Source organism: Saccharothrix sp. (genome assembly GCF_031180885.1).
Taxonomy (GTDB): domain Bacteria; phylum Actinomycetota; class Actinomycetes; order Mycobacteriales; family Pseudonocardiaceae; genus Actinosynnema.
This window is the reverse complement of record NZ_JAPSLK010000073.1, coordinates 1-14,057: the sequence shown is the minus strand read 5'-3', so window position 1 is coordinate 14,057 and position 14,057 is coordinate 1. Positions and strand designations below refer to the sequence as shown.

Sequence of the window (14,057 nt, the reverse complement as noted above, 5' to 3'; positions counted from 1 at the left end):
ACGGGGCGGAAACTTCCTCGTGAAGAGGGCTGCCGGGCGGACCTACGCTCGGCGCCATGGGAGGTGGGAGGCGGTCGGGGGACCCTCGGGCGGAGTTCGCGGCGGCGGTCGCGGGGTTGCGCGGACGGCTGCCGGACCTGACGGACGAGGCGCTGGCGCGGCGGGCCGGTGCGGTGGTGCTGCCGTCGGGGCGGCGGGTGGCGGTCAACGCGCGGCGGCTCGGCGAGTGGGTGAGCGGCCGGTCGGTGCCGCGGGACTTCGACGCGGTTCTGGCGGTGGCGCTGGCGACCGGGGGTACGGGGCAGGTCGCGCGGCTGCGGGAGCTGTGGCGGGCGGCGTCGCGGGAAAGGCGGCCTGCGGTCGACCGGGCCGGGGTGGATGCGGCAGGGGCGGCGCAGGGTGGTGCGGCGCGGGCTGGAGTGGCGGCGGCAGGTGCGGCGCGGGCCGGGGTGGCGCGGGTTGTGGTTGGGCGTCCGCCTCGGGTGGCGGCGGCGTTTCGGGACCGGTCGGCGTTGGTCGAGGTGGCGCTGGGCGAGTGCCATCGGGTCGTGCTGACCGGGGCGGGTGGGGTCGGCAAGTCGCAGCTGGCCGCCGCCGCGTTCCGTCGGGCGCGGGGCGAGGTGCTGGTGTGGGTGTCGGCGGCGAGTCGCCAATCGGTGCTCAGCGGCTATGCCCGCGCCTGGCGGGCTTTGGGGAATGCCGGCAACTCGGATGAGGAGGCGGCGGACCGGTTTCTGGAGTGGTTGCGGTCGTCAAGTTCCCCGTGGCTGGTTGTCCTCGACGACCTGGACGACCCGGCGGAGTTGTCCGGGCTGTGGCCGGAGGGGTCGGGACGGACTCTGGTGACTACTCGTCGCCGGGATGCCGCCTTGCTGCGGCCGGACGTTCGGGTGGTCCAGGTGGGCGTGTTCACGCCTGAGGAGGCCACCGGGTACCTCGTCGAGCGGCTCTCGGTTGATCCCCGGCACGGCCGCTCGGAGTTGGTGGAGCTGGGGGCGGCGCTGGGCTGGCAGCCGTTGGCGTTGGCCCAGGCGGCGGCGTTCCTCATCGACACCGGACTGGGCGTGCCTGCCTACCTCGACCGGCTGGCTGACCGGCGGCAGCGGGTGGCCGACCTGTTCCCCGCGTCCTCGCCCGGCGATGAGCACGACGGCACCGTGGCGGCGACCGTGGCGCGGTCCGTCGAACGGGCGCGGTCACTGTCGCCTGATGCGCCAGTGATGCTCGAAGCGGTGTCGTTGCTTGCACCGGAGGGCATCCCGGAAGACGTCTTGTTGCACGGACGTGACCTCTTGGCGCTGCGCGCCCTGCACCGGCTCAACCTGGTGACGCACGCGGACGGCCGCGTCGAGGTGCATCCCTTGGTGCAGCGGGTGGTGCGCGATCTGGTCGTGGTGTCGCCGGCGGTCGAGGTGGCGGATTCGCTCGAAGCCGTGTGGGTCGGTGCTTCTGCTGATGTGGCAGTCGATCTGTTCCGGTGTGCGGAGGCACTGGTCGAGGTCGCGGGTGAGCACCTGTGGGAGGTCGGGCACCCGCTGTTGCGCCGCCTGCCTCGGCGTCGGCTGGACATCGGGCGGTCCGCTGCCGCGTGAGACGCGGCGCGCACACCTCTTGCGCATTATCTGACCAAAAGTGCATGATTGTGCGCGGTTGAGCGCAATCGTGAACAGGTGGTGCGCGGTGGGGTTGGTGGTCGGGGTCGACGTGGGCGGGACGGCCACCAAAGCCGTGCTCGTCGACGGTGACCGCGTGCTCGCGCACGCCTCGAAGCCGACGCCGAAACCCGGTCCGGACGTCGTGCCGGAGGTGGTCGACCTGGTGGCCGACCTGGTCGCGGAGTTGGACCCGGCCGGGACGGCGGACGTCGGCGTGGTCGTCCCGGGGATCGTGGACGAAGCGCGCGGTGTCGCGGTGTGGTCGGAGAACCTGGGCTGGCTGGACGTGCCGTTCGCCGCCCTGCTGACCGACCGGCTCGGGCGCGCCACCGGGTTCGGGCACGACGTGCGCGCGGGCGGGTTGGCGGAGTCGACCGCAGGCGGCGGGCGCGGGGCGCGGGACTCGCTGTTCCTGCCCATCGGCACCGGGATCGCGGCGGCGCTCGTGCTGGGCGGGCGCGTGCACGACGCGGGCGGGTACGCCGGGGAGATCGGGCACGTCGACGTCGGCCACGGCGAGCCGTGCGCGTGCGGTCGGCACGGGTGCCTGGAGGCGATCGCCTCGGCGTCCGCGATCGCCCGCCGCTACGCCGCCCGCACCGGCACGCCCACCGAAGCCGTCGACGTGGCGCGGCTGCTCGCCGAGCAGGACGCCGACGCGCGGCGGGTGTGGGACGACGCGGTTCAAGCGCTGGCCGTCGCCCTGGCCTGGACGGCGAGCGTGCTCGCGCCGGAGGTCGTGGTCGTCGGCGGCGGGCTGTCCGCGGCGGGCGATCTCCTGCTGCGGCCCCTGGACGAGGCGCTGCGCGAGCGCCTGACCTTCCAACGCCGGCCGCGCCTGGTGGCGGCCGAACTCGGCGGGCTGGCCGGCTGCCGTGGCGCGGCCCTGCTCGCGGCCAAGAGGAGTGCATCGTGCTGAGGCCCACCGCCGCCATCGTCTCCGCCGCCGTCGCGGGTGGTCACGGGGTCGGCGCGTTCAACGTCATCCAGCTCGAACACGCGTCCGCGATCGTCGCCGGCGCGGAGCGCGCGGGCACCGCGGTGCTGCTCCAGATCAGCGAGAACTGCGTGCGCTACCACCGTTCCCTCGCGCCGCTGCTGGAGGCGGCGCTGGCGGTGGCGGCGGAGTCGTCGGTGCCGGTCGCGGTGCACCTGGACCACATCGAGTCGGTGCCGCTGGTGCGGGAAGGGGCGTTGCACCGCATCGGATCGGTGATGTTCGACGCGTCCACAGCTCCTTACGAGGAGAACGTGCGGGTCACGAAGGAGGTCGCCGGGTTCTGCCACGCGCGCGGGATCTGGGTGGAGGCCGAGTTGGGCGAGGTCGGTGGCAAGGACGGCGTGCACGCGCCCGGTGTGCGCACCGATCCCGGTGAGGCCAAGGAGTACGTGGCGGCGACCGGGGTGGACGCGTTGGCCGTGGCGGTCGGGTCTTCCCATGCGATGACGACCCGGGACGCCGCGTTGGACTACGACCTGATCGCCGCGATCAAGTCCACTGTGGACGTTCCGCTGGTGCTGCACGGCTCGTCGGGCGTGTCCGACGAAGGGCTGCGGCGCGCGGTCGCGGCGGGCATCACCAAGGTGAACATCTCCACGCACCTCAACAAGGTCTTCACCGAGGAGGTGCGCGACCGGCTCGGCGACGCCAAGCTCGTGGACACCCGCAAGTACCTGGGTCCGGCGCGGGACCGGATGGCGGGCGAGGTGGCGCGGCTGCTGGGCGTGCTGGACGCGGTGCCGGCCGGGAGCGTCCGGTGATCCTCACCGTGACCCCGAACCCGGCGCTGGACGTCAGCTACCGGGTGGCGCGGCTGGTGCCGGGGACCGCGCACCGGGTCCGGTCGGTGCGGGAACGCGCCGGCGGCAAGGGTTTCAACGTCAGCCGCGTGCTGCACGAGATGGGCATCGCCACACTGGCGGTCGGACCGGTGGGCGGGGTGCTGGGCGAGTCGCTGCGCGCGGACCTGGTCGCCTCCGAGGTGCCGCACGCGCTGCTGGTCGTGGACGCGCCGACGCGGATGACCGTCGCCGTGGTGGACGACGAGGACGCGACCCTTTTCAACGAGGCCGGCGCGGCGCTGCTGGACACCGAGTGGGATCGGCTGCTCGACCTGGTCCGCGCGCGGCTGCCCGAGGCGTCCGCGCTGGTGTGCTCGGGCAGCCTGCCGCAGGCCACGCCCCGCGACACGTGCGCCCGGGTGGTCGAGGCGGCGCGGGACGCGGGGGTGCCGGTGGTCGTGGACACCAGTGGTGCCGCGTTGTTGGCGGCGGCGGAGGCCGGGGCGGACGTGCTCAAGCCGAACGCGGCGGAGTTGGCCGAGGTCGTGGACGCGTCCGACGCGGTGGCGGGTGCCGAGCGGTTGCGGTCGATGGGTGCCGGGGCGGTCGTGCTGTCGTTGGGTCCGGAGGGGGTGGTCGCGGTGACCGGCGAGGGCCGGTGGCGCGCGGTGCCGCCGTTCCCGGTGCGCGGCAACCCGACCGGCGCGGGCGACGCGGCCGTGGCGGCGCTGGCGAACGGGCTGGTGGAGCAGTCGTCGTGGCCGATGCGGTTGCGCGCGGCGGTCGCCTGGTCCGCGGCGGCGGTGGCGGCCCCGGTCGCGGGCAGCGTGGACGTGCCGTTGCTGCGCAGGTTGCACGATGAGGTGCGCGTCGAGCCGCTGTGAAAACTTCAGCGTGTTCACCCGCTGCACTTTTGCGCATCTGTAATGTGCATTAATGTTCATGCGCAGGAGGTAGCCCGTGAATCGGTACGAGCGGTTGAACGCGCTGCTGGAGCTGCTGGCCGAGCGCGGCAAGATCGAGGTCGACGACATCGCCGAGGAACTGGCGGTCTCCGGCGCGACGATCCGCCGCGACCTCGACCACCTGGCCGAGCAGCAACTCCTCACCCGCACCCGGGGCGGCGCCGTCGCCCACTCGGTCGCCTACGACCTGCCGCTGCGGTACAAGACCGTGCGGCGGGCGGGGGAGAAGCAGCGCATCGGGCGCGCGGCGGCGGAGCAGGTGCACCGCGGGGCGGTCGTCGGCATGAACGGCGGCACCACCACCACCGAGGTCGCGCGGGCTTTGATGACCAGCGCGGACGTGGGCGGGGCCGAGGGCGACGGGGTGATCACCGTCGTGACCAACGCGTTGAACATCGCCAACGAACTCGCCGTGCGGCCCCAGGTGAAGCTGGTGGTGACCGGCGGCGTGGCGCGGCCCCAGTCGTACGAGCTGATGTCGCCGCTGGCGAGCCGGATCCTGAGCGGGCTGAGCCTGGACCTGACGTTCCTCGGGGTGGACGCGATCGACCCGGACGCGGGGGCGTCGGCGCACCACGAGGGCGAGGCGGACATCAACCGGCTGCTGGCGGAGCGGGCGCGCAAGGTCGTGGTGGTGGCGGACTCGTCCAAGATCGGGGCGCGGGCGTTCGCGTCGATCTGCCCGATCACGCAGGTGCACGTGCTGGTGACGGACACGGACGCGCGGGAAGAGGACGTGCGGCGGTTCCGGGAGCGCGGGGTCGAGGTCGTCCAGGTCTGACCCGGAAATGAGGGTTGTTCGGACTCTGAGCGGTTTTGCGCAAAACTGCTCAGAGGCTTGCTGACCACACGTCTCGCGAGGATGGCGCGCATCACCACGACCGGGTGGGGCATCTGGTTGGTATGGGTGTGCCTGCGGAACAATCCACCGCCGTGGGCGAGGACAACGCATCGCTGCTCTCGGCGGCCGCCCGGGGCGACCAGGCGGCGTGGAACGAGTTGGTGGCCCGTACACACCCCTGCTGTGGTCCGTCGCCCGGGGGTTCCGGTTGGGGACCGCCGACTGCGCCGACGTCGTGCAGAACACCTGGTTGAAGCTGGTCGAGAAGCTCGGGTCGGTGACCGAGCCCGATCGGCTCGCGGCCTGGTTGGCCACCACCGCGCGGCGCGAGTGCCTCCAGCTCCTGCGTCGGGTCGAGCGGCGGAGGGCGGCGGACGAGGAGCCGCCGGACGTCGCCGACGACGCGCCGCCATTGGACGACGGGTTGTTGCCGGCCGAACGGGACATCGCGTTGTGGCGGGCGGTCGACCGGTTGCCGGACGGGTGTCGGCGGTTGATCCGGATGCTGATGGCCGACCCGCCGCCGCCCTACGTCGAGATCGCCCGGGCGCTGGACATCGCGGTCGGCAGCATCGGGCCGTCACGCGGCCGGTGCCTGGAGCGACTGCGCAAGCTCGCCGAGGAGATGTGATGGACGACGACGAGCTGGTCGAGCGGCTGCGGTCGATCGCGAACCGGGTGGACCGGGTGCCCGCCTGGGTGCGGTTGGCCGCGCAGGCCGCGCTGTCCACCCGGCGGATGGACGAGGAACTGGCCGAGCTGGTGCACGACTCGTGGGAGTCCCCGCAGCTCGTCCGGTCCGACGAGGACGCGCACGTGCTCGCGTTCGAGACCGGCGAGGTCTCGGTGGACGTCCAGGCCGAGGCCGGTGGGTTGCGCGCCCTGGTCGGGGGTGCGTCGGGCGAGGTCGTGGTGGAGACGCCGGTGGGTGAGGTGCGGGTCGGGATCGGCGCGGACGGCTGGGTGGTGGTGCCCGAGCTGCCGCACCCGACGGTCCGGTTGCGGCTGACCAGGGAGGACGGGCGAGCCGTGGTCACTCCCTGGTTCACCGCCTGAGGGTCAGGGCAGGCGCCACTGTTGGGCGCCGGTGCCGTTGCAGTCGTAGATCTGGAGCTGGACGCCGTTCGCGGTGTTGCTGTTCGGCACGTCCAGGCACTTGCCCGACGGCGGGTTCACCAGCGCGCCGCCGGGGCGGGGCCACCACTGCTGCGCGCCCGTGGCGTTGCACTCCCACAGCTGCACCTTGGTGCCGTTGCTCCGGCCGCTGCCGCTGACGTCCAGGCACCGGCCGAGGGCGCGGACGGTGCCGTCTGAGGCCAGCGTCCACTGCTGTGCCGGGGTGCCGTTGCAGTCCCACAGCCGGACCGGGGCGCCGTTGCCCGCGATGCTCGGATCGGCGTCGGCGCACTTCGACGCGAGACCCGTGATGGCGCCGGAGCGGGGTGGGTACGGGCCGACGTCGTGGGACGGGGGTGCGTCGGCCGGTGCGCTGCCCCATGAGGTCGGCGTGGTGCCGAGGGTGAAGTCGACCGTGCCGCCGTCCGTGATCAGGGAGGCGGGGAGCCACGGTTTGGTCGACGGCACTCCGTTGACGCGCAGGGATTGGACGTATTTGGCCGAGTCCGAGGCGGCCGGTGCGGTGACGGTGATCGTAGGGCCGTTGCCTCGGGTGATTCGGGCGGACGGGAACTGCGGGCTGGCCAGCACCAGTTCAGCGCGGCCCGGCGTCTGCGGGTACATGCCCAGCGCGGCCCATACCGCCCACGACGACATCTGGCCCAGGTCGTCGTTGCCCACCAGGCCTTCGGGCACCGGCCGGAAGATCGACGTCAGCGCGCGGCGGACCACGTCCTGGGTCTTGGCGGGCGCGCCGGCGTAGGCGTAGGCCCAGGGTGTGTTGAGAGTGGGTTCGTTGCCCAGGTAGGCGTAGGGCTTCTTGGGGCCGGCGTTCAGCTCGGTGAAGAAAGTGTCCAAACGGGACACCACGTTCGCGTTGCCGCCCATGGCGTCGAACAGGCCGCGGTGGTTGTAGGGGACCATCCACGTGTACTGGGCGGCGTTGCCCTCGACGTACTCGTTCTCCTGCGTCGGGCTGAACGGCGGCCACGACAGGTCGGTGTTGCGGGGTTTGAGGTACTTCGCGCCGGACTCGAAGATGTTGCGCCAGTTCTGGGCGCGGCGCAGGAAGTTCTCGGCGGTGGCGGGGTCGCCGAGGCGGGCGGCGAACTGGGAGATGGCGAAGTCCGCGCTGGTGTATTCGAGGGTAGTGGCGGCGGAGCCCCACACGTCGGGCAGGCCGGTCGGGACGTAGCCGTAGTTGTTGAACTGCAACCAGCCTGGGCGTTGGCGGATGTCGTTGACGCCGTTGACCATGCGGGTCAGGGCTTGGGCGGAGTCGAACGACGTGCCGCCGAACGCGTGGATGGTCGAGACGATGACGGCCATCGGGTCGCCGTTCATCACGCCCGTGCCGCCGTTGGCGACCGTCCAGCGGTCGAAGTAGCCGCCCTGCGCGGCCTGGTTGACCGCGGACTGGGCGATGTCGGCGGCTTCCCGCGGGGCGAGGAGGGCGATCAGGGCTATCTGGGAGCGGTAGACGTCCCAGCCGGAGAAGTTCGCGTACTGGGTGGTGGCGGTGGTGTGGACTTGGCCGTCGAAGCCGGTGTAACGGCGGTCGACGTCGCTGAAGACGTTGGGGTGCAGGAGGGAGTGGTACAGGGACGTGTAGAGGGTGCCGAGTTGGGCGGTGGTGCCGCCGGTGACGTCGATGCGGCTCAGCCAGCCGTTCCAGGCGGCGCGGGACCGGGTGCGGACCTCGTCGAAGGACTTCGTGCCGGTCTCGGCGGCCAGGTTGGCCTTCGCGCCGTCGAGGCTGACGAACGAGATGCCGACGCGCGCGGTGACCGTTGTGGCGTTGAAGGAGACGAACGCGGCGGCGGCGAAGGGTTGCACGTCCTGGGTGGTCGGGGGTGACGGCGGGATGTGCTGCGACTGCGGGGTCTTGGGGGCCGGCGGGATGGTGGTCCGGCTGGTGCCCTCGATCGTGCGGCGGGTGGGGTCGACGGTGTCGCCTTGGACCACGGCGGTCGTGCTGAACGGGTGGTCGAAGGTGACGTGGAAGTGGAGGCGGTAGCGGTTGCGCGTGCCGCAGAACCCGCCGCTGTCGGTGTAGCCGGAGAGGGTGTTGGTGCCGACGGTGATGGAGCCGCTGGCGGCGTTGAAGGCTCGGGCGGCGTCGACGGAGAGGGAGGCTCGTTGGCCGGTGGGGTAGGTGAAGCGGGCGATGCCGGAGCGCTGGTCGGCGGTCAGTTCGGTGCGGATGCCGTTGTCGAAGGTGACGGCGTAGTAGCCGGGGGCGGCTTGTTCGTTGATGTGGGAGAAGGTGGAGTGGGAGGCGGGGGTGGTGCCGAGGGCGGGCATGAAGGGGACGTTGCCGAAGTCGCTGCAGCCGGGGCCGGACAGGTGGGTGAGGCTGAAGCCCCGGATGCGGTTGTCGTCGTAGTGGTAGCCGCCGTGCTGGTGGGTGACGGTGTCGGGGCTCCACTGGAGCATGCCGAAGGGGGCGACGGCTCCTGGGAACGTGTTGCCGGCGCCGCCGCCGTGCCCGAAGTCGGGGCCGCCGGGTTTGGTGCCGACGAACGGGTTGACGTGCTGGGCCGGGTCGGCGATCGCGGTCGGGCTGGGCGCGCCGCCGGGCGTAGCGGCGGGGGTGGGCGTGGCGGTGGCGGACGGCCTGGCGGTGGCTGGGTCAGCGGTGGCGGTGGTGGGCGGCAGGGCGAGGGCCGCGAGGGTCAGGAATGCGACGGCTGCGGAGTGCAGGCGCATGGGTTCCTCCCGCAGGGTAGGAGGGGTGACAACGTTGTCAGCGCCGATTTTCCCACCCGAACGGCAACCTCCGATACCCGCCGCCCGGGTCATCCCCCGCCACCTGCCAGCGGCGATCTGGCCGCGGTGGTGGTGGCGGCGGTGGCGGTGGCGGTGGCGACGGGATTGTCGGTGGTTCATGGGACAATGGATACCGGGGGCCGGAGGCCGCGCCTGGAGCGGCGCGGGGGAGTTCGCCTCGGGGACCAGGACCGCCGGAGAACCGCTCCCGTCCGCCGGCACCGACCACACGTCGTTCACCCCGTCCGCCCGCTGCATCCCGTACCCCACAGTCGATCCGTCGATCCACGCCGGCTGGTCATCCACACTCCGCGTCTCGGCCAACGGCATGATCGTCCGGGAGAGTGTCCGTCCACGAACAACGTCCACCCGACCATCTGGCCACTGGCGGACACCCGCGTCCGGTTCGGAAAATCCGTCAACCGCACCGGCCGCAGCACCTTCAACGACGAATCGAGAACAGCCAACTCCCCGGCCTTCAACGCCCTCGCCGGCCGCACGCACGAGATGGTGCCGCCGGCCGCGTCAGCCCGGTCGCAGCGCTGGACGGTCAGCTCGCGCGGGCAGGACGGATCGGTGCGCGAAACCGTCGAAAGCGTGCCGTTGCTGAGGACTTGGAGTTTGGGCCGGTCACGGGGCCTGACGTGACGGTGGTCGAAGACGGGGCGGCGGCCAAAGCGACATAGCCGCCGAGCATGACCGGCAGCCGTCCGACGCGGTCGGCGAGAGCGCCCAGAGGTGCGGCCAGCAACAGGCAGACCAGGCTCGTGCCGAGGGTCAGCAGCGGGAACCAGCCGATGGCCAGGTTCTCCCGCTTCTGCAGCAACAGGTACACGAAACCGTCACCGATGGTGGCCAGACCCAGCACCGCCGCCGCAACAACAACACGCCGGATCTTGTTGTCCCGGAACAAGTTCAAGAACGCCGAAGGACGCACGGGCGTGGATGGCACAGGGCAGCGGTGCTGTCGACGCAGGTGTCCGCGATCGGGGTGAACGTGAACGTGGCCGCCGAGGCGGACGGGAGGTGGTCGGAGCCGGCGACGACGATGAGGGTGGCCGCGGTGACGACGCCGACGGCGACGACCGCGAGGGGGAGCCTGGCCTTGCGACCCCGCATGCCTCAACCCTTCGCTTCCTGATGTGCCGGACAAGGGCCCGGCGAACGGTAGGGACGCGCGGGCACGGTGCGGTGATCGCGTGGCGGCGGGATGGTGAACTGCGCGCTAACGCCGTCACCCGGCGAAAATGACGTCGTTGTCGTCGTGGAAGAATTTCGGGAGGGCTTGCGCATGTACGACCTCGTGCTGTTCGGTGCTACGGGCTTCACCGGCCGGCTCACCGCCGAGTACCTGGCGGGGCACCTGCCCGCCGGTGCGCGGTGGGCGTTGGCGGGGCGGGACCGGGGACGGCTGGACGCGGTGCGCGCGGGATTGGCCGGGGAGCCGGACGTCCTGGTGGCCGATGTCAACGATGAGGGTTCGTTGCGGGCGGTCGCCGAGTCCACCCGGGTGGTGATCACGACGGTGGGGCCGTACATCCAGTACGGGGACGGGTTGGTCGCGGCGTGTGCACGGGCCGGGACGGACTACGTGGACCTGACCGGCGAGCCCGAGTTCGTCGACCGGACCTACCTGCGCCACCACGAGGCGGCGGTGGAGTCCGGGGCGCGCCTGGTGCACGCGTGCGGATTCGATTCCGTGCCCTACGACCTGGGCGTCCACTTCACGGTGCGGCAGTTGCCGGAGGGTGTGCCGTTGACGGTGGAGGGGTTCGTCACCGCGTCGGGCACGTTCTCGGGCGGGACTTTCCACTCGGCGGTGACCGCGTTCTCCCGGTGGCGGTCGATGGCGGAGACGGCCAGGCGGCGGCGGTCGGTGGAGGGGCGGCCGGCCGGTCGGGTGGTGCGGGGGAAGGTCGGCGCACCCCGGTTCGACCGGCGGGTGGGCGCGTGGGCGCTGCCCGCGCCGACCATCGACCCGCAGATCGTGCTGCGCTCGGCCGCGGCGCTGGACCGGTACGGGCCGTCGTTCACCTACAGCCACCACATCGCGGTGCGCCGGTTGCCCGTGGCGGTGGGTCTGGTGGGTGGGGTTGGCGCGTTGATGGGGTTGGCGCAGGTGCCGCCGGTGCGGCGGTGGCTGTTGGACCGGCGCAAGCCCGGGTCGGGGCCGAGTGCGGAGCAGCGGGCGCGGTCGTGGTTCAAGGTGCTGTTCTTCGGCGAGGGCGGCGGGCAGCGGGTGGTGACCGAGGTGTCCGGCGGCGACCCCGGCTACGGCGAGACGGCGAAGATGCTCGGGGAATCGGCGCTGTGCCTGGCTTTCGACGAGTTGCCGGCGACCGCCGGCCAGGTGACGACGGCGGTGGCGATGGGGGACGCGTTGACCGGGCGGCTGGTGCAGGCGGGGATCGGGTTCCGGGTGCGGTGAGTCAGCGTGCGGTGAGTCAGCGTGCGGTGAGTCAGCGGCCTTCGACGGTCGCGATGCAGACTTCGTTGCCCTCGGGGTCGGCGAGCACCCACCAGGACGGGGCGTGTTCGTCGGTGACGAGGTGGCCGCCGGCGTCGAGGGCGGCCTGGATGCGTTGCGGTGCTTGGGAGAAGGGCACCCAGACGTCGAAGTGCAGGCGGTTGCGTTGCGGGCGTGGGGCGTCCATTTGTTGGAACCACAGGGAAGTTCCGCGGCCGCGGGGGTCGATCAGGTCTTCGTCGGGGTTGTCGGGGCGGGGCACGTAGTCCAGGACGGCGGCCCAAAACCGCATCAAGGCGGGGATGTCCAGGGCGTCGATGGTGACCTGGACGGTTTGGACGCGGGAGTGGTCCGAGAGCAGGCCGAGGCCGGTGGCCAGTGCGGAGATGCGGTGGGCGGCGTCGAGGTCGTCGGTGGTGAGGCCGCAGTACTCGGGGGTCGTGGTGAGCAGGCGGACCAGGACGCCGTCGGGCCGGATGTCCACGTCCGGGTGAACCGGGAGCGTGGTGAGGGACTGCACCAGGCGGGCGCTGTCGGCGAAGGAGTCGGTGCGGAAGAAGGCGCAGGCGCCTTCGCCGAGCACGTGCCAGTCGGGTGCGGTGAACTCACCCGGTGTGATGGGGTCACCCATGGCGTCGCAGCCTAGTGGAGTTCGGATCGTGCGGCGCGGGCGACGGCGTCGGCCACCACTTGCAGGGGCGGCGAGTCCAGTTTCCATTGCTGCCAGTGCAAGGGGACGTCGACCGGGGTGTCGGGGAACAGGTGCACCAGGCCCCGGTGGCGTTTGATCTGGTGTTCGCTCAACAGCGCCCACCCGGCGCCGGCGACCACGGCGTCCTCGAACACCGGGCCGTCGGGGAGGTAGTGGCGGTGGGCGGAGGCGGGGTTGCCGGTGATCTGGCGGCAGAACGCGTCTTGGAGGTCGTCCTTCTCGTCGAAGACCACGACCGGGATGGTGGACAAGTCCTTGCCCTGCCAGCGTTTCGCGCACGCTTTGGCGGCCATGGCGTGGTAGCGCATGTTCCCGAGCGGACGGACGCTGCACCCCTGGACCGGCTGCGGTGACGACGTGACGGCCGCGACGACCAGGCCTTGGCGGAGGGCTTCGGCGGTGTGGTCCTGGTCGTCGCGGAGCACGCCGAGGACGATGTCGTCGTTGCTCGCCAGTTCGCGGACCACGGCGCGGAACCAGGTGTTGAGCGAGTCCGCGTTGACGGCGACCTGGATCGCGGTGGGCGACTCGGTCAGGCCGAGCCCGGTCGCGGTGTCCTGTTCGAGGAGGGCCAGTTGGCGGCCGTAGCGGGCGATCACGTGGCCGGACTCGGTGAGGCGGGCGGGTTTGGTGCGGACCAGGAGGACGCGGCCGGTGCGTTGTTCCAGCGCTTTGATGCGTTGGCTGACGGCGCTGGGTGTCACGTGCAGGGCTTTGGCGGCGGCGTCGAGGGTGCCCTCGTCGACGACGGCGAGGAGGGTGCGGACGGCTTCCGGGTCGAGCATCACGGTGGCTAATGATAGTTAAGGAAGTTTAGCTGGTCTTATCGTCGATGCGTTCTTAGCGTCGGTGGACGTGATGCACGCGTTGCTGGCCGGGCTCGGCATGGGGTTGTCGTTGATCGTCGTCATCGGGGCGCAGAACGCGCTGGTGTTGCGGCAAGGCGTGCTGCGGCAAGGGGTTCCGGCGATCGTGGCGATCTGCGCGGTGTCCGACGCCCTGCTCATCGCGGTCGGGGTCGGTGGCGTGGGGACGGTGTTGAGCGCTTGGCCGGCGGTGTTGGAGGTGGTGCGCTGGTTCGGGGCGGCGTTCCTGGTCGGGTACGGGGTGCTGGCGGTGCGGCGGATGCTGCGGCCGGGGGTGCTGGTCGGGGGCGCGGGCGGGACGATCCTGACGTGCCTGGCGCTGACCTGGCTGAACCCGCACGTGTACCTGGACACGGTGTTGCTGCTGGGGACGGCGTCGACCGGGTTCGGCGGCGAGCGGTGGTGGTTCGCGGTGGGGGCGATGGCGGCGAGCGTGCTGTGGTTCAGCTGCCTTGGGTTCGGCGCGCGGTGGCTGTCGGGGGTGTTCGCGCGGCCCTCGGCGTGGCGGGTGTTGGACGGAGCGGTCGCCGTCGTGGTGACGGCGACCGGTGTCTCCTTGGTGGTCTAGCTCGTGGTTCGCCGCACAGCGGCTTGTTTTTCGCCGCGCAGCGGCTGCTATTAGGCCGCGCTCCGCGCGGCGGGCTGCTCCCAGCCACGGCTGGGCTTCGGTTCCCCCACCGTATGGCCTGCCCGAAGGGCTACCACAGATTCCCCGGGTGCCGCCAAAAAGTTTTGCGAGGAACGAGCAAAAGTTTTTAGCGGCACCCGGGGAATCTGTGGTTGGCTTTGCCAGGCCATGCGGTGGGGGAACCGACGCCCTTCCTCCCCCATCGGTGGTCTGCCCGCCGGCGAGGCGCTTTTGATCTTGAGAGCGCGCAGCGCGT

At 71.7% G+C, this 14,057-nt stretch carries 14 protein-coding genes; 9 read left to right on the top strand and 5 right to left on the bottom strand.

From position 1 onward, the window contains the following. Nucleotides 1-56 precede the first annotated feature (56 nt). From RIN75_RS39845 to RIN75_RS39815, 7 genes are all read left to right on the top strand, one after another. Complete coding sequence (locus RIN75_RS39845) at nt 57-1,592, top strand: NB-ARC domain-containing protein (protein WP_309117293.1); 1,536 nt, start codon at nt 57-59, stop codon at nt 1,590-1,592. A 58-nt stretch (nt 1,593-1,650) separates the two neighbouring features. Next, nucleotides 1,651-2,574 carry an ROK family protein gene (locus tag RIN75_RS39840; protein ID WP_309117292.1) on the top strand — a complete coding sequence of 308 codons (924 nt, stop codon included), beginning with the start codon at nt 1,651-1,653 and terminating at the stop codon, nt 2,572-2,574. Beyond that, nucleotides 2,565-3,416: a class II fructose-bisphosphate aldolase gene (locus RIN75_RS39835; RefSeq protein ID WP_375296087.1), complete on the top strand. Its 852-nt coding sequence runs from the start codon at nt 2,565-2,567 to the stop codon at nt 3,414-3,416. Before RIN75_RS39840 ends, RIN75_RS39835 begins: the two co-directional genes overlap by 10 nt. Further along, nucleotides 3,413-4,321, top strand: a complete 909-nt coding sequence (locus RIN75_RS39830) for a hexose kinase (protein ID WP_309117290.1) — start codon at nt 3,413-3,415, stop codon at nt 4,319-4,321. The genes RIN75_RS39835 and RIN75_RS39830 overlap by 4 nt, the downstream gene beginning before the upstream one ends. Nucleotides 4,322-4,397: 76 nt before the next feature. Then, nucleotides 4,398-5,183 (top strand): DeoR/GlpR family DNA-binding transcription regulator, encoded by a 786-nt coding sequence (locus RIN75_RS39825; protein WP_309117289.1) that lies wholly within the window; start codon nt 4,398-4,400, stop codon nt 5,181-5,183. A gap of 208 nt (nt 5,184-5,391) precedes the next feature. Next, entirely contained in the window at nt 5,392-5,874 is a 483-nt protein-coding gene (locus RIN75_RS39820; protein WP_309117288.1) for a sigma-70 family RNA polymerase sigma factor, read from the top strand. After that, a complete protein-coding gene (locus RIN75_RS39815; protein ID WP_309117287.1) occupies nt 5,874-6,299 on the top strand; it encodes a hypothetical protein in 426 nt (141 codons plus the stop codon). The genes RIN75_RS39820 and RIN75_RS39815 overlap by 1 nt, the downstream gene beginning before the upstream one ends. A 3-nt stretch (nt 6,300-6,302) precedes the next feature. Here RIN75_RS39815 and RIN75_RS39810 read toward each other — a convergent pair whose 3' ends face one another. The 3 genes from RIN75_RS39810 to RIN75_RS39800 all read right to left on the bottom strand — a co-directional run bounded on the left by RIN75_RS39810 (nt 6,303) and on the right by RIN75_RS39800 (nt 10,247). Continuing rightward, entirely contained in the window at nt 6,303-9,068 is a 2,766-nt protein-coding gene (locus RIN75_RS39810; protein ID WP_309117286.1) for a lectin, read from the bottom strand. 610 nt (nt 9,069-9,678) lie between these two features. Further along, nucleotides 9,679-10,065 carry a hypothetical protein gene (locus RIN75_RS44330; RefSeq protein ID WP_375296085.1) on the bottom strand — a complete coding sequence of 129 codons (387 nt, stop codon included), beginning with the start codon at nt 10,063-10,065 and terminating at the stop codon, nt 9,679-9,681. Beyond that, nucleotides 10,044-10,247: a hypothetical protein gene (locus RIN75_RS39800; RefSeq protein WP_309117285.1), complete on the bottom strand. Its 204-nt coding sequence runs from the start codon at nt 10,245-10,247 to the stop codon at nt 10,044-10,046. Before RIN75_RS39800 ends, RIN75_RS44330 begins: the two co-directional genes overlap by 22 nt. 172 nt (nt 10,248-10,419) lie before the next feature. Here RIN75_RS39800 and RIN75_RS39795 point away from each other — a divergent pair, with 172 nt between their 5' ends. Continuing rightward, nucleotides 10,420-11,556, top strand: a complete 1,137-nt coding sequence (locus RIN75_RS39795; protein ID WP_309117284.1) for a saccharopine dehydrogenase NADP-binding domain-containing protein — start codon at nt 10,420-10,422, stop codon at nt 11,554-11,556. Nucleotides 11,557-11,587: 31 nt separating this feature from the next. On the opposite strand, the gene RIN75_RS39790 is transcribed toward RIN75_RS39795, so the two are convergent. Together RIN75_RS39790 and RIN75_RS39785 are read right to left on the bottom strand one after the other, a co-directional pair. After that, nucleotides 11,588-12,226: a VOC family protein gene (locus tag RIN75_RS39790; protein ID WP_309117283.1), complete on the bottom strand. Its 639-nt coding sequence runs from the start codon at nt 12,224-12,226 to the stop codon at nt 11,588-11,590. Nucleotides 12,227-12,237: 11 nt separating this feature from the next. Continuing rightward, nucleotides 12,238-13,092: a LysR family transcriptional regulator ArgP gene (locus RIN75_RS39785; protein WP_309117316.1), complete on the bottom strand. Its 855-nt coding sequence runs from the start codon at nt 13,090-13,092 to the stop codon at nt 12,238-12,240. Nucleotides 13,093-13,165: 73 nt separating this feature from the next. Between RIN75_RS39785 and RIN75_RS39780 the strand changes: the two genes are divergently transcribed. Then, on the top strand, nt 13,166-13,741 hold the full coding sequence (locus RIN75_RS39780) for a LysE family transporter (RefSeq protein WP_309117315.1): 576 nt from the start codon (nt 13,166-13,168) through the stop codon (nt 13,739-13,741). The last annotated feature ends 316 nt before the right edge of the window (nt 13,742-14,057 follow it).